This window comes from Roseovarius sp. TE539 (assembly GCF_003298505.1).
Taxonomy (GTDB): domain Bacteria; phylum Pseudomonadota; class Alphaproteobacteria; order Rhodobacterales; family Rhodobacteraceae; genus Roseovarius.
This window is the reverse complement of the sequence record NZ_QNGB01000042.1, coordinates 1-25,089: the sequence shown is the minus strand read 5'-3', so window position 1 is coordinate 25,089 and position 25,089 is coordinate 1. Positions and strand designations below refer to the sequence as shown.

Sequence of the window (25,089 nt, the reverse complement as noted above, 5' to 3'; positions counted from 1 at the left end):
TTGACGTTTCCATCAGTAACACCTGCTCTTCCTCCGTGCCAAAGCGCACGGATGTTAACAATGCAGGTGGGTCAGTTTTAGATGATCATACCCACCCAAGTGGGTCACTTTTGCATGCCGATTCACACCAGTACCGGACGCTGCTCGGCGTCTCGGCTTCGCTCGGGCTGCCCTATCACCTGGTCACCGGCGACGTGCGCCAGGCCAACTATTCGAGCCTGCGGGCCGAGTTGGTGGAGTTCCGCCGGCGGGTGCAGCAGCTCCAGCACGGGGTGATCGCGCATCAGCTCTGCCGCCCGGTCTGGGCGCGCTGGCTGGAGACCGCGCGGCTGGCGGGCCGGCTGGATCTGCCCGACCCGGCGGCCGCGCGCATGGTGCAGTGGATTCCGCCCCGCTGGGACTGGGTCGATCCGCTGAAGGACATCCAGGCGCAGGTGCTCGCGATGGAGGCCGGCATCACCTCGCGGCGCAAGGTGGTCGAGGCCACCGGCTACGACGTCGAGGAAGTGGACCGCGAGAACGCCACGGACACGGCGCGCGCCGAGGGGCTGGGCCTGCGCTACCGCACCAGCCCGGGCGAGACGCAGGGGGCGCGGGCGACCCCGGTGACGCGGCCCGATCCGGGCGACGGGGCGGATGGCGACAGCCAAGACGAAGGGGCGGCAGCGGGCCGCGCGACCGAACAGGAGTGACATCATGAAAAGCTGGTACACGATCCGCGCCCGCGACGGCGCCGCGGAGGTGCTGATCTATGACGAGATCGGCGCCTATGGCGTCTCGGCCAAGGGGTTCCTGGCCGAGCTGGGCGCGCTGCCGGATGACGCGACCATCGACCTGCGCCTCAACAGCCCCGGCGGGTCGGTCTTCGATGCCGTGGCCATACACAACGCGCTGAGCCGCCATGCCGGCACGGTGACCGTCTGGATCGACGGCATCGCGGCCTCGGCGGCGAGCTACGTCGCCATGGCAGGCGACGCGATCGTTATGCCCGAGAACGCCTTCCTGATGATCCACGATCCCTCCGGCCTCGTCATGGGCACGGCGGCGGACATGCGCGAGATGGCGGGGACGTTGGACAAGATCGCGGCCGGCATGCTGCGCGGCTACGCGGCCAAATCCGGCAAGACCGAGGACGAGATCGCGGCGCTGATGGCGGCGGAGACCTGGTTCTCGGCCGCCGAGGCGCTGGACGCCGGCCTTGCCACGCGGCTGGCGGATCCCGTGCGCATCGCCGCCAGCTTCGACATCGCCCGCTTCCGGAACGCGCCGCCCGAGCTGGTGGAGGCTGTCGAGCCGGTCGAGACCGCCGATCCGGAAAGCGCGGAGACGGGAACCGACATCGTTGAAGACGCCAACGATGTCGCGCCGGCGCCCGATCCCGAGGCGCACGATTCGGACGGCACGGCGGCAGACGCCGCCACAGGCCCGGACGCCGCGGCCATCCGGGCAGAGGCCATCGCCCATGCGCGGGCCGTCGTCGATCTCTGTCGCCTCGCCGGACAGCCGCAGATGGCCGGGCGGTTCCTCGAGGAGGACGCCAGCCTCGACGCAGTGCGCGCCGCGCTGCTGCACGCGAAGGCCGAGGCCGCGCCCGAGATCACGCCTCATCACCCGCAACCGGGGCGCAGCGCCACGACCCGCCCCTGGGGCGACGTCATCGCCCGCACCTTCAAGCTGAAAGGATGACTCCATGACCACGCTGACAGAGGGCACGCATCCCGGCGGCTTCCTCGTCTGGGAAGCCCATCGCGACTACACCCGCGAGACGATCACCGTCGCCTCCGGAACGCTCGTCCCCGGCACGGTGCTGGGCCAGATCACGGCCTCGGGCAAATACGCCGCGCATGATCCCAATGCCACCAACGGCACCGAGACCGCGGTCGCGGTGCTCTGGGGCAAGGCGGATGCGTCCGGTGGCGATGCCCCGGCCGTCGCGATGGTCCGCGGGCCCGCCATCGTCAACCGCCACGATCTCGTCTTTGCCGGCACGCCGAGCGATCCCGAGATCGCCGCGGCCCACACGGCGCTCCTCGCCGCGGGCATCCTCGTCCGCTGACCGCGCATCCCCACACCCATCCCTGACCCGGAGGCATCAACATGGCAACCATGGACATCTTCGAAGGCGATGCCTTCACCATCGTCGAGCTCACCCGCGCGCTCGAGAACATCCCCTACAAGCCCGCGATCCTGTCGGGCGCGAACCTTTTCGGCGCCCGCGGGGTCCGCGCGCGCACCGTGATGATCGAGAGCCGGGACGGCACGCTGTCGCTGATCCCGTTCTCCGAACGCGGCTCGGCCTACGAGAGCCAGATCCCCGAACGCCGCGAGATGCGCGCCTTCGTCTGCCGGCAGTTCAAGAAGCAGGATGTGCTCTGGGCCTCGGAGATCCAGTCCATCCGCGACTTCGGCTCGGAGACCGCCGTTCAGCAGGTGCAGGCCGAGGTGGCGCGCAAGCTCGGCCGCCTCAGGAACGACGCCGAGGCCACCTTCGAGTTCCACCTCTTCAACGGCATCCAGGGCGTGGTGAAGGACCCCAAGGACGGGGCGACGGTCATCGACTACCACGCCGAGTTCGGCATCACGCCCGCAGCGGAGGTCGACTTCGATCTCGACAATGCGACACCCGCCTCGGGCGCGCTGCGCAAGCGCTGTCAGGCGCTGATCGAGAGCGTCGAGGACAGCTTGGGCGGGCTCGCCGCCGGCCAGGTGCAGATCCGCGCCGAATGCGGCTCGGCCTTCTTCGCCGATCTCGTGGCGCACAAGGAGGTGCGCGAGACCTACCTGAACACCGCGGCGGCCGCCGATCTGCGCGGGCGCGTGGGCGAAGAGGTCAGCTTCGGCGGCATCACCTTCCGCCGCTACCGCGGGGGCCTCGGCTTCGGCGTGCCCACCGACAAGGCCTACTTCTATCCCGAAGGCGTCGAGGGGCTGTTCGAGATCTACTACGCCCCCGCCGACACCTTCGAGACGGTCAACACCGTGGGCCAGCCGCTCTACGCGCGCATGATCCCGGATCGCGACCGCGACGAATGGGTGCGGCTGGAGATCGAGAGCAATCCGCTGCCGATCTGCACGCGCCCGCAGGTGCTTCGCTCGGCGCGGCGGACCTGATGAGCGTGGTTGCCATGGCCCTCGATGCGCTCTTCGCGGATGACAACATCGCCCGCGAGGCCGTCTACACGCCCGAGGGTGGTGCCCCCGTCCTCGTCCGGGTCGTGGCGCGACGCGCGGACGAGACCACAGGTTTCGGCGACGCGCGCATCTGGTCGGAGACCACGCGCGTGGATCTGCGCGTGGCCGAGGTGGCAAACCCGCGCCCGGGCGACCGCATCGAAATCGACGGCGAGGCCTTCCTCATCCAGGGCGAGCCCGTCCGCGACCGCGAGCGGCTGGTCTGGACCTTGGACCTGCGCCCGGCATAGGAAGGTGCGAGAGATTTCGTCCGCTCAGGATAAGCAGATGCAACACGATTGGAGCCGGCTGAGCCATCTGCAGATCGGGCGATATGCCGAGTACTTCACCAAGATGCAGTTCACGTTGCTCGGCCTCGATGTCTACTCGGCGGAGGTCGACGATCGCGGGATTGACTTCGTCGTGCGGCAGGAACCCGACCGATACTGGGACGTGCAGGTCAAGTCCGTGCGGAAGCTCAACTACGTTTTCTTCCGGAAGGACGTGTTCCGTATCCGATCCAACCTGCTGGTTGCACTTACGCTGTTCGAGGACGGCCTGGCACCTCATCAGTATCTCATACCTGCATCTCGGTGGGCCGAACCAGACGGTCTCTTCGTCGACCGGGATTATGAGGGCGCGGTCAGCAAGCCAGAATACGGCCTGAACCTCTCTCGAAAGCGGCTTCCAGACCTGGAGTCTTTCCGCTTCGAACATGCTGCCGCCAACATCTTCGGCGCTGGCGCGTCACGCGACTGATCGTGTCTCCGAAATCCGGATGAAACTGAATCTGGACGTCACACCGGACCTCGCCGCGCTCATGGCTGCGGAGATCAAGGCGGGCGAGCGCGCGGTGACCACGGCGATGCGGGAGGCCGGCGGGCAGCTCAAGGCCGACTGGCGCCGCCAGATCACCGGCGCGGGGCTGGGCCAGCGGCTGGCCAGAAGCATCCGCGCGGAGACATGGCCCAAGGGCACGACCAGCATCGGCGCGGCCTCGCTGGTCTGGTCGAAGGCCCCGGCCATCGTCGGAGCCCACGACACCGGCCCTCTGATCCGCTCGAAGACCGGCTTCTGGCTCGCGATCCCGACGCCCGCCGCCGGCCGCGGCCTGCGCGGCGGCAAGATCACCCCGGGCGAATGGGAGCGCCGCCGGGGGCTGCGGCTCCGCTTCGTCTACCGCAGGCGGGGCCCCAGCCTGCTCGTGGCCGACCGCGCCCGCATCAATAAGCGGGGCCAGGCGGTGGCCTCGCGCGCGAAGACCGGCCGCAACCAGGTCACCGCGCCGATCTTCCTGCTGGTCCCGCAGGTCAAGCTGCCGAAGCGGCTGGACCTCGACCGGGACGCCGAGCGGGCGCACGGCAGCGTGCCGGGGCTGATCGTGGCAAACTGGGTGGAGGGGAGGCTGTGATATCGGCAAGCGGGACGAAGCTGTCTCCTAAGTCGCCACCGCTGAGGCCATGTTGCGGATATTCGGGACAGCGGGCAAACTCGAGAAATGCCGATACGGATCGCCAACTCTTCGGATATCGAAGCCTGGGCCGACCTGCGTGCCCAGCTTTGGCCGGATGCGTCATTCGACGAACACCGTGATGAAATAGCGGCGATTCTCGCAAGACCCCACGGGGAGTACATCGCCTTCTTGGAGGAAGATAATGGGACTGGGCTCCGCGCCTTCGCCGAGGCCGCCCTGCGCCGAGACCATGTGAACGGATGCGAAACGACGCCCGTCGCTTTTCTGGAGGGGATCTTCGTGCGCGCCGAGCATCGGGGCTGCGGTATCGGCGGCCAGTTGTTGCGAGCAGTCCAATCCTGGGCGCGCGAACGCGGATGTACGGAGCTTGGATCAGACGCGGATCTCGCGAACACCTCAAGCCACGCCTTCCATGCGGCCGTAGGCTTCGAGGAGACAGAACGCGTCGTCTTTTTCCGAATGCCCCTGTAGCTCAGCTTCCGCCACCTCGGGAGCGTTGGCGACAATCGCAGCGAGTTTACCAAGGGTTCGAAGCCGACCTCTCCTGCACCTGCATAGCAGTGAAGAACCATGCCCACCCCTCGCGAAACCATCCTCGCCGCGCTGCACGCGCGGCTCTCGGCGCTGCCGGCCACTGCCCTGCGTGGTGAGGTGCTGCCCGAGCGGGTGCCGGCCGAGGGCCTGCTGATCCTGCGGGACGGCGAGCCGGGCGAGCCCGAGGTCACGCTCTCGCCGCTTGCCTACCACTACCAGCACCGCGCCGAGATCGAGGCGGTCGTGCAGGGGACCGACCGTGACGTCGCCTTCGACACGCTGACAGCCAGCATCGGCACGGCGCTCGCCGCGGACCGGACGCTGGGCGGGCTCTGCGACTGGGTCGAGGCGGAGGCGCCGCGGCCGGTCGATCTGCCGGTCGAGGGCGCGGCCAGCCTGAAGGCGGCGACGATCGCGGTGGTGCTGCACTACACGACGGACGACCCGCTGAGCTGAGCGCGGCGCCCACGACACCGGGGCACCCCCAAACCCAACCACTGACCCACCGGCCCGCGGACCCGCTCCGCGGGCCGCTTCTTTCTGCGACAGGAGACCACCATGGCACGATCCCTTGGGGCGCGGGCGCGGCTGGCGCTCGGCTTCGAGACCACCTACGGCACGCCGCCGGCCAGCGGCTTCATCCGCATGCCGTTCGCGCCGGGGCTGACCGTCGCCGCCGAACAGCCGCTGCTCGACTCCGAGCTGCTGGGCTACGGCCGCGATCCGCTGGCGCCGGTCAAGGACGCGATCACCGCCGATGGCGACGTGGTGGTCCCGATCGACGCGGAGGCCTGGGGCCACTGGCTCAAGGCCGCCTTCGGCGCGCCCGTGACCAGCGGCACCGGGCCCTACACCCACGAGTTCCAGTCGGGCGCCTGGGACCTGCCGAGCTTCGCGCTGGAAAAGGGCCTGCCGGAGGTTCCGCATTACGCGATGTATCCCGGCTGCCGGGTCAACCAGTTGCAGTGGTCGATGGAGCGCTCGGGCCTCGTGACCGCGACGGTCGGCGTCATCGCGCAGGGCGAGGACAAGAGCGCCACCAGCCAGGCCGGCACGCCGAGCGAGCCTGCGCTCAAGCGCTTCGGCAGCTTCAACGGCAGCGTCCAGCGCAACGGCACCGCGCTCGGCAATCTCGTCTCGGCCGAGATCACCTATGCCAACAATCTCGACCGGGTGGAGACGATCCGCGCCGACGGCAAGATCGACGGCGTGGAGCCCGGCATCGCCGCGCTCACCGGCAACGTGGTGGTCCGCTTCGCCGACGAGACGCTGCTGCAACAGGCCATCGACGGCGATCCTTGCGAGCTGGTGTTCGGTTACGCGCTGCCCTCGGGCGAGAGCTTCACGCTCACCGGGCATGCCGTCTACCTGCCGCGCCCGCGGATCGGGATCGACGGGCCGCAGGGCATCCAGGCGACCTTCGACTGGCAGGCGGCGCGCGACCCCGGCACCGGCCGCATGGCCACCGCAACGCTCATCAACGACGTGGACCAGTATTGATGCTCCGACTCGACATGACGCGCAAACCCGCCTGGCACGACATGCCCGGCGGCGTGCGCCTGAAACTCCTGCCGATCACCACCGCGCTGATGGCCGAGGCGCGCCGCGACCCGGACGTGGTCGAGGCGCTGGAGACCGTGCCCGGCGAGGGCGACGATGCGGAGACATCGCGCGCGAGCGACGAAGCGGTGGCGATCCCCTTCGCGGTGGCGCTGGCCCGGCTCGCGATCGTCGAGTGGGAGGGCGTGGGCGACGCGAAGGGCGCCCCGGTGGACCCCGGGCCCGAGACGATCCCGGCGCTGATGGACATCTGGCCGATCTTCGAGGCGTTCCAGACCCGCTACGTCCAGAAGGGGCTGCTGCTGGAGCAGGAAAAAAAACGCCTCTGCGCCCTCGCAGCCTGGGTCTGGGGCGGGGGCGCGGAGTACTGCGCAGGGTGCCAAGGGCCGTGCCCGGACTGCCCGCAAACGCAAGAGCGGCCGCTGACGCTCGAGGGCCGGCAGGTACGGGACCTGGTGCAGGCGGCGGGCGGCCAGCTGCGGCTGGCGCCGATGGGCGGCGTCATCGGCTTCGACATGACCGCGCTGCTCGCCATGGCGCGCGCCCGCGGCGTTGACCCGGCCGCCGCCGCCGAGCTTCTCCCGCATGTCGAGGCGGCGGTGGTCGAGACCCTGCAGAAACGAAGCGACGAGGCCCGCGGAGACGGCGGCGCCATGGGGGCTGAGTGATGGCCGAAAAACGCGTGAGCGTCCGCCTGTCCGCGACGGGCGGTCGTCAGGTCAAGGATGCGCTCCGCGGTGTGGGCGAGGCCGGGCAGCAGGGCTTCCGGCGTCTCTCGCACGAAATGGAGGCGGCGAACCGCCGGCTCGCCCGCTTCGCGCGGCAGGCTTCGCGGATCGCCCGGGTCGTCGGCGCCGCGGCTGCGGCGGCCGGTGCGGCGCTGATCCGCTCGGGGCTTCAGACCATCGATGCGCAGGCCAAGCTCGCGCAGTCGCTCGCCACCACCACGGCGAGCGTGCAGGTGCTCGCCCGGGCGGCGGACCTGTCGGGCAATTCCTTCCGCGAGCTCGAGGCCGGGTCCGCGCGCCTGACCCGGCGCCTGTCGCTCTTCGCCGCCGACGGGAGCGGGCCGGCGGCCGATGCGATCCGGCGGCTGGGGCTCAACGCGGCGGAGCTGCTCGCGCTGCCGCTCGATGCGCGCATCGCGCGGGTGACCGAGGCGATCCGGCAGAACGCGGCGGCTTCCGAGCAGGCGGCGCTGTTCTCGCAGCTCTTCGGCGACCGCGCCTTCGTGGCCTTCCAGCGACTCGACCCCGCGCAGCTGCGCCAGGCGAACGACGAGCTGCGCCGCTTCGGCGTGCTGGTGAACGACGCCGACGCGGACCGGATCGAGGAGACGAACGACGCGATCTCGCGGCTGGGGCTGCTCTGGCGCGGCCTCTCGAACCAGCTGGCCGTCGCCGCCGCACCGGCGCTGCAGAGCGCGGCCGAGGGGCTGGCCAGGCTGGGCGAAGTGGGCGGGCCGATCCAGCGCGTCTTCACCGGCATCTCCGACGCGCTCGTCCTGCTGATCGACAATGTCGGGCGGGTGGCAAGCACCGCAGCCGCTCTCGCCGGGTTCCTCGCCGGCCGCTGGGTTGCAGGGCTCGCCGCAGCGGCGCTCTCGGTCCGCGGGCTCGCCACGGCGCTGGTGGTCCTGCGCGGGGCGCTGATCCGCACCGGCATCGGCGCGCTCATCGTCGGCGCGGGCGAGCTGATCTACCAGTTCACGCGCCTCGCGGCGGCGACCGGCGGCATCGGCGCGGCGCTCGGGCTGCTGAAGGACGTGGCGGCGGAGGCGTGGGACCGGATCGCCCTGCGCGCCGGCGCCGCCTGGGCGCGGGTGGAGGCTGGCTGGGCCGTGGCGCAGGCGACGATCCTTGAGGGTCTGCAGGGCGCGACGGAGGCCGTGGTCGGCTGGGGCAACAGCACCGTCGCGACCTTCTCGGGCGCCTTCGACGCGGTGAAGGCGACCTGGCGCGCGCTGCCGGAGGCCATCGGGGATTTCGCCTTCCAGGCCGCGAATGCCCTGATCGACGGCGTCGAGTCGATGATCAACGGCGTGGTGGCGCGAATCAATCGCTTCATCGCCCGGCTGAACGCGGCGCTCTCCAATCTGCCCGACTGGGCGACCGGCGAAGGTGGCCTCTCCATCGGCCGGCTGGACCCGGTCGAGCTGGGCGGGGTCGAGAACCCCTTCGCCGGCGCGGCCTCGGCGGTCGGCGATGCCGCGGGCGACGCCTTCCGCGCCGCCATGGGCCGCGCTCACGTCGAGGCGCCGGATCTCTTCGGCGGGATGGCCGCGGATGCGCGGGGCCGCGCTGCGGGCTACGCCGAGGCGGCCGGCATGCTCACGGAGGCCGCCGCGCGCCCGATGACCGCTTGGCAGGCGCTGAAGGACGCCGTGGCGGGCGCGGGCTCGGATGGCGCGGCGGCGCTCGAGGCGGCCACGGCCTCGGCCGACCGCTTCGAGGAGGCGCTTGGCGCGGCCGGACAGGCCGCCACCGACGCTGGTGCCGCGGCCGGCGCGGCAGCCTCCGCCGCCGAGCCGAGCACCGAGCGGGCCGTCACCGGCTGGCAGGCGGTCACCGCCGCGCTGTCGGACTACGCCACCAGGGCGCGCGAGATCGGCGGTGATATCGGCCAGAGCCTCGTCGGCGCCTTCCGCTCGGCCGAAAATGCCGTTGGCGAGTTCGTGAAGACCGGCAAGCTGAAGGTCCGCGATCTCGTCACCTCGCTCATCGCCGATCTCGCGCAGCTCGCGGCGCGGCGCTTCATCCTGGGGCCGATCGCGGGTGCGCTCGGCGGCGCGCTCGGGGGCGCCGGCGGGCTCTTCGCCAACGTCCTGCATGCCGGCGGCGTGGTCGGAGCACCTGGACCCGGGCGCATGGTCCCGGCTGCGGCCTTCGCGGCGGCCCCGCGGATGCATTCCGGCGGCACGCTCGGCCTGCGTCATGACGAGGTGCCGGCGATCCTGCAGCGCGGCGAGCGGGTGCTCTCTCGCCGGGAGGCGCGCGGCTTTGAGGCCCCGCGCCGCGACCGCGAGCCCGCCCCGATCGTCAACATCTCGATCCAGACCCGCGACGCCGAGAGCTTCCGGCAGTCCCGCACACAGGTCGCGGCCGACATCTCGCGCGCCGTGGCCATGGGCCGGAGGGGCATGTGATGGCGTTCCACGAGGTCCGGTTTCCCGACAACATCAGCCGCGGCGCGCGGGGCGGGCCGGAACGGCGCACGCAGATCGTCGAACTTGCCTCGGGCGACGAGGAACGTAACGCCAGCTGGGCCAACTCGCGCCGCCGCTACGATGTCGCCTATGGCATCCGCCGCGCCGACGATCTGGCAGCGGTCGTCGCCTTCTTCGAGGCGCGAAACGGCCGCCTGCATGGCTTCCGGTTCAAGGACTGGGCCGACCACAAGTCATGCCTGCCTTCGGGCACGCCATCGCCCACCGACCAGGCGATCGGCACCGGCGATGGCACGATGACCGCCTTTCAGCTGGTGAAGCGCTACGCCTCGGGCGCGCAATCCTGGACGCGCGCCATCGCCAAGCCGGTGGCGGGGACTGTGCGCATCGCCCTCGGCGGGGTCGAGCAGCCCTCCGGCTGGTCGGTCGACACCACGACCGGCGTCGTCACCTTCAGCGCCGCGCCGGGCGCTGGCGTCGCCATCACCGCGGGCTTCGAGTTCGACGTGCCCGTCCGTTTCGACACCGACGTGCTCGACGTGACGCTCGACCTCGAGCGGCTCGGCTCGATCACCTCCATTCCGCTTCTGGAGATCCGGCGATGAACGACACCGGCAGCTTCGTGGCCGCGGTGCTGCGTGAGCTCGCGGCATCGACGGCCGTGATCCTCGCCGCCTGGGGCGCGCTCGGCGGCGCCACGAACGCGCTGACGACAAAGATGCGGCTGCGCGATGCGCTTCGGCACATCCTGCTTGGCGGGCTCATCGCAGCCGGGATGGGCAGTCTCTCCATGGCCGTCATCGCGGCGTGGCTGGGGCTGTCGCCCGAGGCGATCCCGGCGGGCGGAGCGGCGGGGTCGGCCGCTTATCTCGTCGGCGTGTTCGGGCCGGCCTTCATCGAGGTCGTCCTCGCCCGGCTGCGCGCCGCCAAGGGGCGCAAGGATGACTGAGCTTCTCCGCCTTGCCCGCGCGCTGCGCACCGGGTGCGAGGATCCCCGCACGCGGTTCGCGCATCGGGTGCGCGTCGGCCTCGCCGTTGCGGCGCTGATCCTGATCCTCTCGTTTCTGGAGTAATCCCATGCAGATGACCGAGCGGGGCCTGCTGGCCCTGGCCGGGCACGAAGGAGTCGTGCCCGCGCCCTACCGCGATTCCACCGGCACCTGGACCTTCGGCATCGGCCATACGGTGGCGGCCGGGCCGCCTGACCCCGCGCAGATAGCCCGCGGCATGCCCGCCGATCTCGATGCCGGGATCTGTGAGGCGTTCCGGGTCTTCCGGGCGGACATCGCGACCTACGAGGCCGAGGTCCGGGCCGCGGTGACCGTCCCGCTGGCGCCGCACGAGTTCGATGCGCTGGTCTCGTTCCACTACAATACCGGCGGCATCGCCCGCGCTGCGCTGACCCGCCACCTGAACGCCGGCGACCAGGAGGCGGCCGCGCAGGCATTTCTGAACTGGCGGCGGCCGGCCGAGATCATGCCCCGGCGCGAGGCGGAGCGCGACCTGTTCCGCCATGGCCGCTATCCCGGCGGAACCATCCCGGTCTGGTCCGTGGACCGCACGGGCCGCGTGGACTTCTCGCGGCCGATCCGGCGGCTGGCACAGAGCGAAGCGCTGGCGCTCCTGCAACCCGCCAAGCCCCATACCCCAGTCACCCCCACGCCGACCGGCTGGCTCGCACGGTTGGCCACCTTCTTCTCCACCCTGATCCGGAGGGCCTGACCCATGCGCTACGTTCGCCCCAACTCCATGACCTGGTGGGCAGGACTGCTCGCCATGCTCACCGGCATCGCCTCCCTCGCATTGCCTTCCACCGGGCCGCTCGGGGAACTCTCCCGTCTCGTCGCGCTGCTCGCCGGCAGCGGCGATGCCTCACCGGCGGGTCTCTTGTTCCTCGGGCTCGGCCTGATCGGCCTGCGCGACCGGATCGAGCGCGGGTTCCGTGGCGATGCTTGAGTTCCTCGCAGGTCTGGTCGTGGGCGGCTGCCTCGGCGTCTTCGTCGCAGCTCTCTGCGTCGCGGCCGCGCGCGGAGAGCGTAACGGTGGCTGAGTTCCTGATCTGGCTGGTCGCGGCTCTGGGCGCGGTCGGAGGTGTCGTCCTCGGCCGGGTCTGGGGGCGTGCAGAAGGGGAACGCGCGGGCAAACGGGAGGCGGAACAAGATGCGATCGAAGACGAGAACAAGCGCGTCGAGAGGGGACGCGACGCGGTTCGTGACGGCCGCGGCGCTGGCGATCCCGCTGACCGGCTGCGCCGTAACGACGGGCGTTGGTGATGCAGGCTGTGCCTCCTATGCCGAGGCGCGGCTCACCCGGCCGGATGCCGAGACCGTCGCGGAGGTTCCGCCGGACTGGGCGAACTGGATGGCCGATCTCGACGACCGAATGACGGGAACCTGCCGATGAAGACCCTCGATCAAGCTCTGCAGGCGCATCTCGACGATGGCACGACGACGCTCGCCTGGTGCTGGCGGATCACGCGCGCCGATGGCGTCACCTTCGGCTTCACCGATCACGACCGGACGCTCGCCTTCGACGGGACCGACTTCGAACCCGAGAGCGGTCTGACCGCCTCCGAGGTGCGCTCGGGTTCGGACCTGTCGGTCGATGCGCAGGACGCCGAGGGCGTGCTGACCTCCGACCGGATCACCGAGACCGACATCCTCGACGGCCGCTGGGACAATGCCGAGGTCGAGGTGTGGCGGGTGAACTGGACCGACACGAGCCAGCGCGTGCTGATGCGGCGCGGCGCCATCGGCCAGATCAGGCGCGGGCGGCTGGCGTTCGTCGCCGAGGTGCGCTCGCTCGCCCACGTGCTTGGCCAGACGGTCGGGCGGACCTTCCAGGCGACCTGCGACGCCGCGCTTGGGGACGACCGCTGCGGCGTCGATCTCGAGGATCCGGCCTACAAGGGCGCGGGCGCCGTCATCGATCTCCTGCGCGACCGGGCCTTCACCGCCTCTGGCCTCGGCGGCTTCGCCTCCGGCTGGTTCACCTTCGGCACCGTGGAATGGACGAGCGGCGCGAACGCGGGTCGTCGGGCCGAGGTGCTTGGCCACGATGTGACGGACGGCGTGGCGATCCTGACCCTGCTCGAAGCGCCGGTGCGGGGGATCGCCGAGGGCGACGCCTTCATCATCCGCGCGGGCTGCGACAAGCGCATTGAGACCTGCGGGGCGAAGTTCGCGAACACTGCCAACTTCCGCGGCTTCCCGCACATACCGGGCCAGGACACGATCCTGCGCTACGCGACGAAGGACGGCGGTCACGACGGGGGCGTGCTGTGAGAGCCAGCGATCCGGAACGGGTGATCGCGGCGGCGCGCGGGTGGCTTGGTACGCCGTATCACGACCAGGCGAGCCTGCGCGGCGTTGGCTGCGACTGCCTCGGGCTGGCCCGCGGCGTCTGGCGCGAGATCGTCGGTCCCGAGCCATTCCCGATCCCGCCCTACAGCCGCGACTGGGGCGAGACCGGCCCGCGAGAGGTGCTGGCGGAAGGCGCGCGCAGCATGATGATCGAGGTGCCTTCCGCAAAGGCCGGTCCCGGCGCGCTGGTGCTGTTCAGGATGATGCCGCGCGCCATCGCCAAGCATGTCGGGATCCTGACCGGGCCCGCCAGCTTCCTCCATGCCTATGAGCGGCTCGGCGTGATCGAGGAACCTCTCACCCCATCCTGGCGGCGGCGCATCGCCGTCGCCTTCCTGTTCCCGCAACGCTGAGACCCCGACATGGCCACCCTCGTTCTCGGCGCGGCCGGCGCCGCCATTGGCGGGTCGATCGGCGGCGCGATCCTCGGCGTGAGCGCCGCGACCATCGGCGGCTTCGTGGGCTCCACCATCGGCTCGGTGGTCGACAGCTGGATCGTGTCCTCGCTCGCGCCGACCCAGCGGATCGAGGGGCCGCGGCTCGACAGCCTTCGGATCACCGCCTCGACGGAGGGTGCCGTCATCCCGCGCGTCTACGGCCGGATGCGCATGGGCGGGAACGTGATCTGGGCAACCGACTTTCGCGAGGAGACCAAGACCACCACGCAGGGCGGCGGAAAGGGCGGCGGGGGCGGCGGCAAGGTCAAGACGACCGAGTATCTCTACTATGCCAGCTTCGCCGTGGCGCTCTGCGAGGGGCCGATCACCGGCATCGGGCGCATCTGGGCCGACGGCAAGCTCCTCGACACCGCCGGGATCACGTGGCGCTGGTATCCGGGCGACGAGGCGCAGACCGCGGACCCGTTCATCGCGGCGAAGATGGGCGCCGCGAACACGCCGGCCTATCGCGGCACGGCCTATATCGTCTTCGAGGATCTGCCGCTGGGCAACTACGGCAATCGCCTGCCGCAGCTCTCCTTCGAGGTGTTCCATCCGCTTGCCGATCCCGACACGGCCGAGGGGTTGACCCGAGCCGTCACCATGATCCCCGCCTCGGGCGAGTTCACCTATGCCACGACCGGTATCCGCAAGGGCAGCGGCGGGGCGCAGACGCCGGAGAACCTGAACGCGCTCTCGGACACCGCCGACATGGTGGTGGCGCTGGACCGCCTGCAGGCGATGGCGCCCAAGGTCGAAAGTGTGAGCCTCGTCGTCGCTTGGTTCGGCAACGACCTGCGCGTGGGCGACTGCACGATCCGTCCCGGCGTCGAAGTCTCGGCGAAGACCACGAGCCCGCAGACCTGGTCGGTGAACGGCGTGAGCCGCGCCAGCGCCCACCTCGTCAGCCGCGACGACCAGGACCGGCCAGTCTATGGCGGCACGCCGGCCGATTTCGCTGTGGTCCAGGCCATCAAGGAGATGAAGGCGCGCGGGCTGCGCGTCACCTTCTATCCCTTCATCCTGATGGACGTGCCGCCCGGCAACACGCTGCCGAACCCGTATTCCGACAACGCCGCCGAGACGGGGCAGCCGGCCTTTCCGTGGCGGGGCCGGATCACCTGTTCGCCCGTGGCAGGCTACGCCGGCAGCGTCGACAAAACCGCCGCGTCGGCAAGCCAGATGTCGGCCTTCTTCGGCAGCGCCAGTCCGTCCGACTTCGCGGTTTCGGGCGAGACCGTCTCATGGACCGGCGCGACGGGCGACTGGGGTCTGCGCCGTATGGTGCTGCACTACGCCCATCTCTGCGCGGCGGCGGGCGGGGTCGACGCCTTCCTGATCGGGACGGAGATGCGTGGCCTCACCACGATCCGGTCGGGCGCCAACGTCTATCCGGCGGTGCAGGCCTTCCGCGATTTGGCGGCCGACGTGCGCGCGATTCTCGGGGCGGGCACGGCGATCAGCTACGCAGCCGACTGGAGCGAGTACTTCGGACACCAGCCGGGCGATGGTTCGGGCGACGTGTTCTTCCACCTCGATCCGTTCTGGGCGGACGGCAACGTCGATTTCATCGGGATCGACAACTACATGCCGCTCTCCGACTGGCGGGACGGGTTCGAGCATGCCGATGCGCAGGAGGGCTGGCCCGCGATCTACGACCGCGCCTACCTGCAGGCGAACATCGCGGGTGGCGAGGGCTTCGACTGGTTCTACGCAAACGCGGCGGATCGCTCCGCGCAAATGCGCACGCCGATCAGCGACGGAGCGGCCAGCAAGCCGTGGGTCTTTCGCTACAAGGACCTGCGCAGCTGGTGGTCGAACGCGCATTACGACCGCCCCGGCGGGGTGGAGAGCGGGACGCCGACAGCATGGGCGCCGCAGTTGAAGCCGATCTGGTTCACCGAGCTCGGCTGTCCCGCCATCGACCGGGGCTCCAACCAGCCGAATGTCTTCTTCGACCCGAAATCCTCGGAAAGCTTCGTGCCCTACTTCTCCCGCGGCTGGCGGGACGACGCGATCCAGCGCGCCTATCTCGAGGCCACGAATCTTTTCTGGGGGGAGGTGGCGAACAATCCGATCTCGTCGGTGTACGGCGGCCGGATGGTGCACGTTCCCGAATGCGCCGCCTGGACCTGGGACGCGCGGCCCTATCCCTTCTTCCCGGCGCTGACCGACGTCTGGACGGATGGCGCGAACTGGCGCCTCGGCCACTGGCTGACCGGACGGCTCGGCGCGGTGTCGCTTGCAGCACTCGTCCGCCACCTCTGCGTGCGCGCCGGGCTCCCCGAGGATCGCATCGACGTCACCGGCCTCTGGGGTGCGGTCGAGGGCTATGCCATAGGCGCTCTGGAGAGCCCGCGCGCCTCGATCACCACGCTCGCGCGCCACTTCGGCTTCGACGCGGTCGAGACCGAGGGCATGATCCGCTTCGTCATGCGCGGCCGGGCCTCTGTCGCGACCCTCACACCCGACGATCTGGTGGCCGCCCGCGAGGGCGACGTGCTGGAACTGACGCGCGGCCAGGAGACGGAACTGCCGCAGGCTCTGAAATGGCAGGTCGCCCGCGCCGACGAGGATTACGAGGCGGCGCAGGTCGAGGCCCGGCGCATCACCGTCGACACGACGCGGATCGCCTCGGAGTCCTTCCCGATGGCGGTACCGCCAGAGGAGGCCGAACGCCGATGCCGCCGCGCGCTCATGGAGGCATGGGTGGGGCGCGAGACGGCGGCGTTACGACTGCCGCCCTCGCGGCTGGCGCTCGACCCCGCCGATGTCGTGAGCCTCAATCATGACGGCCGCACCACCCCGCTGCGGCTCGTCTCCATCGCCGACGCTGACGCGCGCGGCATCGAGGCCGTTCGCCAGGATCGCGAGGCCTACGACCTCCCACCCGGCGCGCCACGGCCTTCGGCGCTCTCGCAGGCCGTCGTGTTCGGTGCACCCGAGGCGGTGCTGCTGGACCTGCCGCAGCTGACCGAGGACCAGCCAGCGCACCGACCGCTGGTCGCGGCGCACGCGGCTCCCTGGCCCGGCGAGATGGCGGTGTTCCGCAGCCCCTCGACCGACGGCTTTGAGCTGCTGGCGACGTTCGGCAGCCGCGCCCGGATCGGGGCGCTGGTCTCGGACTTCTACGCCGGGCCAAATTCGCGTTTCGACCTCGGCAATGCGCTGGTGGTCGATCTGCTCACTGGCACCCTGGAAAGTATCACCGACCTGACCCTGTTCGGCGGCGCCAACGCGCTCGCGATCGAGAGCGCGCCGGGTGCTTGGGAGATCGTGCAGGCGGGCGCGGCGGAACTGCTGGCGCCCGGCCGGTATCGGCTGACCCGACTCTTGCGCGGCCAACGCGGGACCGAGGGCGCCATGGGCAACCCGGCTCCCGCGGGCGCGCGGGTGGTGGTGTTGGACGACGCTCTGGCGTCCCTGCCGATCGCCGAGGCCGATCTCGGATTGCCGTGGAACTGGCGCATCGGCCCGGCGAACCGTCCGGTCAGCGACGAGACCTATGTCGGGCAGGCCTTCATGCCCGAGGGCATCGGACTGCGACCGTTCTCAGTTGCCCATGTCGAGCAGCCGTGGCGCAAGGCGCGCAGTCCCGGCGATCTGACGATCCGCTGGACGCGCCGGTCACGCGCGCTGTCCGCCGACAGCTGGGGCGGGCTCGAGGTGCCGCTGGCCGAGGAGCTGGAGGCCTACGAGGTCGAGATCCTCAACGTCGCTGCCGTGAAGCGGGTGCTGAGCACGACCACGACCAGCGCGCTCTACACCACCGCCCAGCAGACCGCCGACTGGGGCGCGCCGCTCGGTCCCGGCGACACGCTCGACATCCGGATCTACCAGCTCTCCGCCCTCGTCGGGCGGGGCGCGCCCAAGACCGTCACGCTCCTGTTCTGAAGGCGATCCCATGTCCGACGCCACGACCCACCTCCTGCTGCCCTACATCCTCGCGGCGCAGGCCCAGAAGCACGTCACCCACAACGAGGCGCTGCGGATCCTCGACGGGCTCGTCCAGCTTTCCGTCCTCGACCGGGATCTGACAGCGCCGCCCGGCAGCCCTGCGGATGGCGATCGCTACATCGTCGGCTCGGGCGCGACGGGCGACTGGGCCGGCTGGGACCTCAACGTCGCGCTCTGGACCGACGGCGCGTGGCTGCGCCTGCCGCCGCGCACCGGCTGGCGGGCGTGGGTCGAGGGCGAGGGTTTGCTGCTGGTCTACGACGGCGCGGGTTGGGTCGGGACTACGCCCGCGGCGTTGCAGAACATGGCGCTGCTCGGGCTGGGGACGACGGCCGATGCCTCGAACCCGTTCTCGGCCAAGCTCAACGCCGCGCTCTGGACGGCGAAAACGGTGGCCGAGGGTGGGACGGGCGATCTCTTCTACACCATGAACAAGGAGGCCGCGGGCGACGATCTCGGCCTGACCCTCCAGACCGGCTTCGTGACCAAGGCGCTCGTGGGACTGTTCGGCTCCGACCGCTTCCGCCTCGCGGTGTCCGCCGACGGCAGCACGTTCTTCGACGGGCTCAGCGTCGACAACACCACCGGCATCGTCGACCAGCCCCGGCTGCCCCGGTTCAAGGCCTACACCAACTACGACAACTATGTCGGCATCGGGGCCTGGACGAAGATCGGCCTCAACAACACCGACTACAACGATCAGGGCGCCTTCGACGCCGCGAACAACCACTTCGTGGCGCCCATCGACGGCACCTACCTCTTCGGCGCGACGCTGCTCTACAAGATCAACGCCAGCGCCACGGCGCGCATGCGCGGGCGGCTCGTCCTGAACGGCACGACCGAGATCCGCGGCTCGTTCGGCGAGATCAGCGGCGCGCATGTCTCGGAGGCGACGGCTCTGTGGCTGCAGACGATGGTTGCGCTCACCGCCGGCGATACCGTCGAGCTCCAGGGCAACTTCCGCGCCGCGGACGGCTACTTCGCAGCCGATCAGACCTCCTTCTGGGGCGTGAAGGTTGGGTGAAACCTTAGTCGACCACTGGGTAGAACGGCCGCCCCCAGTCCTCGCTCGGGTTGTCCATCATCAGGTCCACGAAGACCGGGAGCAAGAAGGCGAGTATCGCTGCGCCATCGCGGACCTGTGCCCGGTTCACTCCGCTGTTCCAGGTCGATCCGCCGTGCACCAACTGATTGCGCAGCACGTAGAGCCGGTCGAATACGAAGCTGAGAACGCGCACGCTGTCGCCGGCCTGGAACGACTGTGCGAAGCTGCGAGAGGATGATCGGAACCTTTCCTCCCAATCCTCGAACCCGTCGATCCCGTTCTGATGCTGCCAGAACGGGTTGAAGACGAAACGGTTCTCCATGAGGGTCCGAACCGGACCCGAGAACCGCTGCCATAGAGCCTTGTAGATGCGCCGTTCTTCGTCCCGCGCCACCAGCTTGCCGAAGTAATCGACGAATGCAGCTCTCTCTCCGGGGACCACCGACTGGAATTCGCGCTCGTCCGCGTAAGCTGCGTTGAAGGCGATCCAGAGGAAGATGAAGCGTGCATCGTGATCGTCACCACACGCCTCGGCTCGTCCGATCCAGCTGATGGAGCGGTGCACGCGCAGGCCCATCGTCTCGGGAAAGCCTGCACGGATCGCGCGTTGCTTCTCCTTCAAGGCGCTGAACGACAGGCTGTCTTGCATCGAATTCCTCCGTCTCAAATTCTCGTTCACGGCATCGCGCCAAAATCGGATCGGCGGTATCCTTCAACCATCGCCCGGAGCGCCTCCGGGGCAATCACCTCGACCTTGTCCCCCCACTGGTAGAGGTGCCACGTCATCTCCACCCAGCCTGCCGCCTCGAAACGAACGACAAGGCTGCCGTCGTCTTGCGCCTCGAGCACTTGGCGGGGATGGAAGCGGAAGCCCGCGGCGCGTTCGGCCGCCTCTGGCGCGAAACGCCAGATCACCTCTCCATACTGTTCGGGATCCTGCCAGACGCCGAAGGACCGCGCGGCGTAATCCGTGATGCTGAAACCGTCCTGCAGCGTAAAGCTCTCGTCCAGCACTTCCGCATCGCGGATCAGATCGATGCGGAAATTGCGTACCTCGTCTGCCTTTGCAGGGTCGCGGGCCGCCAGATAAGTCCGGTGGCCCAGCAAGACCCCGTGCGGTTCGAGGATGCGCCTTGCGTCGTCCCGGTTGTAGCGCACGCGAAGCCGAAACGGGCCGCGCAGCGCCTCGATGATGGCGTCGAGCACGTCCGGCTCGACACTGACCCGCGGGCCGGGGCGCGTGACCTGTCCCATTGCCGCGAGGACCGCCTCGGCATCGGTCTCGATGCGGGACCGGGAGGGCGCCTGCGCAAGCAGCCTCTCGCACAACTCGATCAGAGCCCGGGCATGACGCAGACGACCCTCGGCCTCTGCCCCGCGAGCGGCGATCTCCAAGGCTTCAACACCTGTTTCGTGGCGAAGTTGCAGGCGGTCGAGGCCGGGGTCGAGTAGGCGCCAGCGTCGTTTGCGGTCCTCGCCATCCTCTACCAGGACGTTTCCGAAGGTCTCCTCCAGCGCGTCGGTCATCCGCTGCGCGGTCCGGTGGGACACTCCAAACTCCAGCGCGATCTCCTCGAGGCTGATCCCACTGCGTCTTGCCGCAGCCAACTGCGCAAGCCGGATCAGGTCCTGAGCCTTGGAAAAGGACATGCGCGCCTCGTAGCCTGCCAATTTTTGACACCCTTGGAAGCTAAGAAGGTATCTGTTGCCTGTCGACCTGATTCTCTCACCGCTGCCGAGGAACGGGCGAAAGGCAGACAGAAGCTTCGGAACGGAGATTGATGGCTATGAGCGGGCGTGTGATCAGGATCGAACGAGTTTCTCCACGTGAAGGCGTTGTGGAAGAACCAGACGTCACGTCGAAAGGTTACCGACTTGGCGACCCTGCACATGGCAACGCCAAGCATCACGCCGAACACACCGTCTATGTGAAGACCCTCGATGAAGCTGCAGAGCTGATCGAGAAAGGCTTCTCTCTGTGGATGGGGGCGAAGGGGGAGCGAGCTTCGCTGATTTCACCGCAGAGCCTGCGGATCGTCCGTGGCGGAAATACCAAGAAGGCTTGAAGCGTGGCTGTTCGTACCCCTTCCAGGCACCGGACCTTCGCAAGGGCCGACAGTTATTGACACCCACAGGGATGATTTAAGAAGCTGCAATCACGAGACGTTTTCCGCGGTTCGGGTTGCGCTCATTGACGATTGAAGGAGCCCATGCGGGAAATCGGCGGCAACATCCTCTTCTCGGCGAGCGACCTGATGCGGTTCATGGGCTGCGCCCATGCCACGACGCTCGATCTCATGCGCCTGCGGGGCGAAGGGCCGGAGCCGGGCGAGGACAGCGAGGATGCTGCGCTTCTACAGAAGCAGGGCGACGCGCATGAGGCCGCGCATCTGGAGCGTTTGAAGGGTTCTGGCAGGTCCGTGGTCGAGATCCCGCGCAGTGATCTGGAGCGCGATGCGGAGGCCACGCGTGTGGCGTTGACCGAGGGTGCCGAGGTCGTCTTTCAAGGGGCGTTCCTGTCGGGCAACTGGGGCGGCTGGTCTGACTTCCTGGAGCGCGTGGAGCGCCCGTCCGCGCTCGGGCCCTTCAGCTACGAGGTGGCCGACACCAAGCTGAAGCGTCGGCCGCATCCGAAACACGTCCTCCAGCTCGTGCTCTATTCCGACCTTCTGTCCGAGGTTCAGGGCGCGGCGCCCGAGTTCGCTCATGTCGAACTCGGCTCCGGCGAACGTGCGACGCTGCGGCTCGCCGACTACGCCCATTACGCGCGCGGCGCGCGGGCGCGGCTCGAGGCCTTCGTGGCTGACCCGTCGCCCACGCGCCCCGTCCCCTGCGCCGATTGCGCGCTGTGCCGCTGGGCCGACCACTGCGCCGGCGTCTGGGTCGCCGAGGACAGCCTCTTCAACGTGGCGGGCATCGGCCGCGGACAGGTGAAAAAGCTCGAGGCCGCGGGAATCACGACGATGGAGGCGCTTTCTCGCCTCGATCACCCCATTCGCGGCATGGCCGAGACCACGCGGTCAAAGCTCGTCACCCAGGCCCGGCTTCAACATGCCCGCAAGACGGGAGAGCCAGCTTACGAGCTGCGTGTGCCCGAGCCAGGCAAGGGTTTCGACCTGCTGCCCGAGCCGACACCCGGCGACATCTTCTACGACATCGAGGGCGATCCACATTACGAGGGCGGCCTCGAATACCTGCACGGCGTGTGGTGCGACGGAGACTTCCACGCGTTCTGGGCACATGACCACGAGGCCGAGGCGCAGGCCCTGTCGGAGCTGCTCGCGTTCTTTCGGGGGCGGCTCGATGCGCATCCGGATGCGCGGATCTACCATTACGCACCCTACGAGATCACCGCGCTGCGTCGGCTGACCACCAAATACGGGATCGGCGAGGCGTTCCTCGACCGGCTACTGCGCGAGCGCCGGTTCGTAGATCTCTACGCCGTCGTGCGCGGCGGACTGATCTGCTCGGAGGCGAACTATTCCATCAAGTCGATGGAAGCCTTCTATGATCGAAAGCGCGAAGGCGAGGTGACGACGGCGGGCGGCTCGGTTGTCGCCTACGAACGCTGGCGCGAGACGGGCGAACAGCAGATCCTCGATGAAATCGAGGACTACAACCGCATCGACTGCATCTCCACCGAGGAACTTCGGGATTGGCTGGTCCAGGTCCGGCCCGAATGCTCTTGGCCGCGTCTAGGCGAGGACGCGGGCGACAAGGAAGAGGCGGAAGACGCCGACGCCGAAGAGTTGCATGCGATTCTCGCCGCATCCGGTCTGCCCGAGGAACGACAGCAGATGCTCTTCAATCTCGGCCTCTTTCACAAGCGCGAGGCGAAACCGGCGCAATGGGCAGTCTTCGACAGCGCCGGGAAGGATGAGGACGAGTTGATTGACGACCTGGAGGCGCTCGCCGGGCTCGAGGCTGTTGGCCCGGCGGAACCGGTGAAGCGATCCATGGCGCGCACGTATCGGTTCCCACCTCAGGAGACGAAGCTGCGGGGCGGCAAGAAGGCGACCGTGCCAGTCGCTGACGGACCACCAACCACCATGGAGATCACCGCGCTCGACCGGAGCGGGAGAGAGATCACCCTCAAGGCCGGGCCCAAGAAGGCCGATCTGTTGACCGATCGCCTTACGCTCCACCCGGATTGGCCGCTCAACACCGGCGTCATCGCGGCGGCTCTGCGCGACGTGATCGCGGATCAATGCGGGCCGCGTCGGTTCACCGCTATCGACGACCTGCTGTCGCGTGCCGCCCCGCGCCTGACGACCAACACGAAGCCCGACCTACTAAATGGCGCCGATCCGGTCGCCGGGACGATTGCGGCCGTTGGCGCGATGGACGGCACCGTGCTGCCGATCCAGGGGCCGCCGGGTACGGGCAAGACCTACGTCACTGCGCGGGCGATCCTGTCGCTGGTTCGGAAAGGGCACCGCGTCGGCGTGGCCTCGAACAGCCACGAGGCCATTCGCAATGTACTGATGGGCTGTCTTCTTGCGCTGGAGGACGATGATCCGGACATCACGCTGGAAAATGCCGAGCTCGCACACAAGGTGAGCGGCGAAGAAGACGGCTATCCCGAGGGCTTCACCGGCATCACTCGTACCACGTCCAACGACGATCCCGTGCTTACAGAGGCCCATGTCGTCGGCGGCACAGCCTTTTTCTTCTCACGTCCGGAATTCGAGCAGACGCTGGACTGGCTGTTCGTGGACGAGGCGGGGCAGGTCGGTCTCGCCAACATGGTCGCCATGGGGCGCGCGGCGCGCAACATCGTGCTCGTTGGCGACCCGCGTCAGCTGCCTCAGGTTATCCAGGGTGCGCATCCCGAGCCTGCCAACCACTCCTGCCTCGACTGGATGCTGGGCGATCAAGCGACGATCCCCCCGGGCCGAGGCATCTTCCTTCCCGTCTCGCGGCGGATGCACCCCGAGGTCTGCTGCTTTATCTCGGAGCAGGTCTACGAGGGGCGGCTGACCAGCCACGCGGACACCGCGCGACAGGGAGTTAGCGGCACCCGGTTTCCCGAGGCGGGCGCTTTCTGGGTCCAGGTCGCGCATGAGGGCAATGCTCAGATCTCGACCGAGGAGGTCTCCGCGATCCAAGCCGCGGCGGCCGATCTCCTGCAGGGCGAGTGGACGGAGAAGGACGGCACGCGCCGCCCGATGCGCGAGACCGACATCATCGTTGTCGCGCCGTACAACGCGCAGGTGAATGCCCTTCGCGATGCGCTGCCGCTTGGCGTTCGCGTGGGCACGGTCGACAAGTTCCAGGGACAGGAGGCGCCGGTCTGCCTGGTCTCGATGACTGCCTCATCGGCCGAGGAAACGCCGCGCGGCATGGACTTCCTGTTCTCCCTCAACCGGATCAACGTGGCGGTGTCGCGCGCCAAGGGGCTAGCGCTGGTCTTCGGCGCGCCGCGCCTGCGCGAAGCGAAATGCGAGACTGTCGAGCAGATGCAGCTGATTAACACGCTTTGTGCAGTGACGGCACTCGCTGAAATCAAAGGGGTGCCATGAGATTCGACCCGAAGGACATTGTCGAGCATCTGCGCCACAACCTTGAGCGCTATCCCAGGGCTGACGGGTTTCCTATTCTTCGCGAGCTTCTGCAGAACGCCGACGACCCAAAAGCTGAAAGCGTAGCCGTAAGCCTTCTCAACGGGTGGCCAGATGCTGCCAATCCACTGCTCCGTGGGCCAGGCCTTTTGTTGGTCAACGACGGTGGTTTCGACGCTGGCTCAGCAACGGGCATGCAGACCTTCGGCGGAAGCGTGAAGGCGCTCGACGAATCCGCCGTGGGGCGGTTCGGCCTCGGACAGAAATCAGTCTTTCACCTTTGTGATGCCTTTGTCGTTGTTCCCTGTGGTTACGGAACAGAACACCTACACTTTGTCGTTAACCCTTTCGAGACGCTCGGACGCGAAGGCGATGATTGCCTTCGCTGGGCCAAAGTCGACGAAAGCGATGCCTCCCTTATCGTTTCGGCGGGGGAGCGCTTCATTTCCTCCGTTCAAAGATTGAACTTGTGGTTCCCCTTGCGACGTCCCGGACTGCGCCCCAAGCCGAAGAGCAGCGGCGTCGTCGCCACGGATGTCGAGCCCGAGAGCCTCTCGCCCCTTGCCGACCGCGAACGTCTCGCTGAAATGCTGGCATCGCTGCGCCATGTGCGCCGCGTGGCAATCGAGATCAACGGCGCGCGCATTGAACTCGACCGTGGTGCGGCCCCCGGCATGCTCGGCTACGCCCTTCAGCTGTGAATCGGCATGCAAAAGTGACCCACTTGGGTGGGTATGATCATCTAAAACTGACCCACCTGCATTGTTAACATCCGTGCGCTTTGGCACGGAGGAAGAGCAGGTGTTACTGATGGAAACGTCA

27 protein-coding genes are annotated in these 25,089 nt (G+C 68.7%); 25 read left to right on the top strand and 2 right to left on the bottom strand.

Annotation, left to right across the window (positions count from 1 at the left end; translation table 11 throughout):
• The 22 genes from DQW77_RS16980 to DQW77_RS16875 form a co-directional block, all read left to right on the top strand.
• Nucleotides 1-692, top strand: a 692-nt coding sequence (locus tag DQW77_RS16980; protein WP_113259412.1) for a phage portal protein, incomplete at its 5' end; no start/stop codon positions are given.
• Between the two features lie 4 nt (nt 693-696).
• Complete coding sequence (locus tag DQW77_RS16975; protein WP_181711326.1) at nt 697-1,686, top strand: head maturation protease, ClpP-related; 990 nt, start codon at nt 697-699, stop codon at nt 1,684-1,686.
• A 4-nt stretch (nt 1,687-1,690) separates the two neighbouring features.
• Nucleotides 1,691-2,056, top strand: a complete 366-nt coding sequence (locus DQW77_RS16970) for a head decoration protein (protein WP_113259402.1) — start codon at nt 1,691-1,693, stop codon at nt 2,054-2,056.
• Nucleotides 2,057-2,097: 41 nt separating this feature from the next.
• Nucleotides 2,098-3,111 carry a major capsid protein gene (locus DQW77_RS16965; RefSeq protein ID WP_113259401.1) on the top strand — a complete coding sequence of 338 codons (1,014 nt, stop codon included), beginning with the start codon at nt 2,098-2,100 and terminating at the stop codon, nt 3,109-3,111.
• Entirely contained in the window at nt 3,111-3,422 is a 312-nt protein-coding gene (locus DQW77_RS16960) for a hypothetical protein (RefSeq protein WP_113259400.1), read from the top strand. The genes DQW77_RS16965 and DQW77_RS16960 overlap by 1 nt, the downstream gene beginning before the upstream one ends.
• A gap of 37 nt (nt 3,423-3,459) precedes the next feature.
• Nucleotides 3,460-3,930: a DUF4365 domain-containing protein gene (locus DQW77_RS16955; RefSeq protein ID WP_113259399.1), complete on the top strand. Its 471-nt coding sequence runs from the start codon at nt 3,460-3,462 to the stop codon at nt 3,928-3,930.
• Between the two features lie 19 nt (nt 3,931-3,949).
• Complete coding sequence (locus DQW77_RS16950; protein ID WP_113259410.1) at nt 3,950-4,582, top strand: DUF6441 family protein; 633 nt, start codon at nt 3,950-3,952, stop codon at nt 4,580-4,582.
• A gap of 87 nt (nt 4,583-4,669) precedes the next feature.
• Nucleotides 4,670-5,116: an aminoglycoside 6'-N-acetyltransferase gene (gene aac(6'), locus DQW77_RS16945; RefSeq protein ID WP_113259398.1), complete on the top strand. Its 447-nt coding sequence runs from the start codon at nt 4,670-4,672 to the stop codon at nt 5,114-5,116.
• Between the two features lie 99 nt (nt 5,117-5,215).
• Nucleotides 5,216-5,635, top strand: coding sequence for an acyl-CoA transferase (locus DQW77_RS16940; protein WP_113259397.1), 420 nt, complete (start codon nt 5,216-5,218; stop codon nt 5,633-5,635).
• Nucleotides 5,636-5,737: 102 nt separating this feature from the next.
• Complete coding sequence (locus tag DQW77_RS16935; protein WP_113259396.1) at nt 5,738-6,679, top strand: phage tail tube protein; 942 nt, start codon at nt 5,738-5,740, stop codon at nt 6,677-6,679.
• On the top strand, nt 6,679-7,407 hold the full coding sequence (locus tag DQW77_RS16930) for a hypothetical protein (RefSeq protein ID WP_309301327.1): 729 nt from the start codon (nt 6,679-6,681) through the stop codon (nt 7,405-7,407). The genes DQW77_RS16935 and DQW77_RS16930 overlap by 1 nt, the downstream gene beginning before the upstream one ends.
• On the top strand, nt 7,407-9,884 hold the full coding sequence (locus DQW77_RS16920; RefSeq protein ID WP_113259395.1) for a phage tail tape measure C-terminal domain-containing protein: 2,478 nt from the start codon (nt 7,407-7,409) through the stop codon (nt 9,882-9,884). Before DQW77_RS16930 ends, DQW77_RS16920 begins: the two co-directional genes overlap by 1 nt.
• Nucleotides 9,884-10,510, top strand: coding sequence for a DUF2460 domain-containing protein (locus DQW77_RS16915; protein WP_113259394.1), 627 nt, complete (start codon nt 9,884-9,886; stop codon nt 10,508-10,510). Before DQW77_RS16920 ends, DQW77_RS16915 begins: the two co-directional genes overlap by 1 nt.
• Nucleotides 10,507-10,854 carry a hypothetical protein gene (locus DQW77_RS16910; RefSeq protein WP_113259393.1) on the top strand — a complete coding sequence of 116 codons (348 nt, stop codon included), beginning with the start codon at nt 10,507-10,509 and terminating at the stop codon, nt 10,852-10,854. The genes DQW77_RS16915 and DQW77_RS16910 overlap by 4 nt, the downstream gene beginning before the upstream one ends.
• Nucleotides 10,847-10,978 (top strand): hypothetical protein, encoded by a 132-nt coding sequence (locus tag DQW77_RS18675; protein WP_258523899.1) that lies wholly within the window; start codon nt 10,847-10,849, stop codon nt 10,976-10,978. Before DQW77_RS16910 ends, DQW77_RS18675 begins: the two co-directional genes overlap by 8 nt.
• Before the next feature lie 4 nt (nt 10,979-10,982).
• Entirely contained in the window at nt 10,983-11,627 is a 645-nt protein-coding gene (locus tag DQW77_RS16905; RefSeq protein ID WP_113259392.1) for a lysozyme, read from the top strand.
• Between the two features lie 3 nt (nt 11,628-11,630).
• Nucleotides 11,631-11,861, top strand: coding sequence for a hypothetical protein (locus DQW77_RS16900; protein WP_147095013.1), 231 nt, complete (start codon nt 11,631-11,633; stop codon nt 11,859-11,861).
• Nucleotides 11,862-12,065: 204 nt separating this feature from the next.
• A complete protein-coding gene (locus DQW77_RS18110) occupies nt 12,066-12,308 on the top strand; it encodes a hypothetical protein (protein WP_147095012.1) in 243 nt (80 codons plus the stop codon).
• Nucleotides 12,305-13,189: a DUF2163 domain-containing protein gene (locus DQW77_RS16890; RefSeq protein WP_113259389.1), complete on the top strand. Its 885-nt coding sequence runs from the start codon at nt 12,305-12,307 to the stop codon at nt 13,187-13,189. The genes DQW77_RS18110 and DQW77_RS16890 overlap by 4 nt, the downstream gene beginning before the upstream one ends.
• On the top strand, nt 13,186-13,620 hold the full coding sequence (locus DQW77_RS16885) for an NlpC/P60 family protein (RefSeq protein ID WP_113259388.1): 435 nt from the start codon (nt 13,186-13,188) through the stop codon (nt 13,618-13,620). Before DQW77_RS16890 ends, DQW77_RS16885 begins: the two co-directional genes overlap by 4 nt.
• 9 nt (nt 13,621-13,629) lie before the next feature.
• Entirely contained in the window at nt 13,630-17,598 is a 3,969-nt protein-coding gene (locus tag DQW77_RS16880) for a glycoside hydrolase TIM-barrel-like domain-containing protein (protein WP_113259387.1), read from the top strand.
• 10 nt (nt 17,599-17,608) lie between these two features.
• Nucleotides 17,609-18,685, top strand: coding sequence for a DUF2793 domain-containing protein (locus DQW77_RS16875; protein ID WP_113259386.1), 1,077 nt, complete (start codon nt 17,609-17,611; stop codon nt 18,683-18,685).
• A gap of 4 nt (nt 18,686-18,689) precedes the next feature.
• On the opposite strand, the gene DQW77_RS16870 is transcribed toward DQW77_RS16875, so the two are convergent.
• Both DQW77_RS16870 and DQW77_RS16865 read right to left on the bottom strand, forming a co-directional pair.
• On the bottom strand, nt 18,690-19,355 hold the full coding sequence (locus DQW77_RS16870; RefSeq protein WP_181711325.1) for a HEPN domain-containing protein: 666 nt from the start codon (nt 19,353-19,355) through the stop codon (nt 18,690-18,692).
• 26 nt (nt 19,356-19,381) lie between these two features.
• Nucleotides 19,382-20,377: a YafY family protein gene (locus DQW77_RS16865; protein ID WP_258523898.1), complete on the bottom strand. Its 996-nt coding sequence runs from the start codon at nt 20,375-20,377 to the stop codon at nt 19,382-19,384.
• A gap of 116 nt (nt 20,378-20,493) precedes the next feature.
• Between DQW77_RS16865 and DQW77_RS16860 the strand changes: the two genes are divergently transcribed.
• The 3 genes from DQW77_RS16860 (at nt 20,494) to DQW77_RS16850 (ending at nt 24,968) form a co-directional block, all read left to right on the top strand.
• The gene (locus tag DQW77_RS16860; RefSeq protein WP_113259384.1) at nt 20,494-20,772 is read left to right on the top strand and encodes a hypothetical protein; all 279 of its coding nucleotides are present in this window, start codon (nt 20,494-20,496) and stop codon (nt 20,770-20,772) included.
• Between the two features lie 144 nt (nt 20,773-20,916).
• Complete coding sequence (locus tag DQW77_RS16855; RefSeq protein WP_113259383.1) at nt 20,917-24,228, top strand: TM0106 family RecB-like putative nuclease; 3,312 nt, start codon at nt 20,917-20,919, stop codon at nt 24,226-24,228.
• Nucleotides 24,225-24,968: a sacsin N-terminal ATP-binding-like domain-containing protein gene (locus tag DQW77_RS16850; protein WP_113259382.1), complete on the top strand. Its 744-nt coding sequence runs from the start codon at nt 24,225-24,227 to the stop codon at nt 24,966-24,968. Before DQW77_RS16855 ends, DQW77_RS16850 begins: the two co-directional genes overlap by 4 nt.
• The last annotated feature ends 121 nt before the right edge of the window (nt 24,969-25,089 follow it).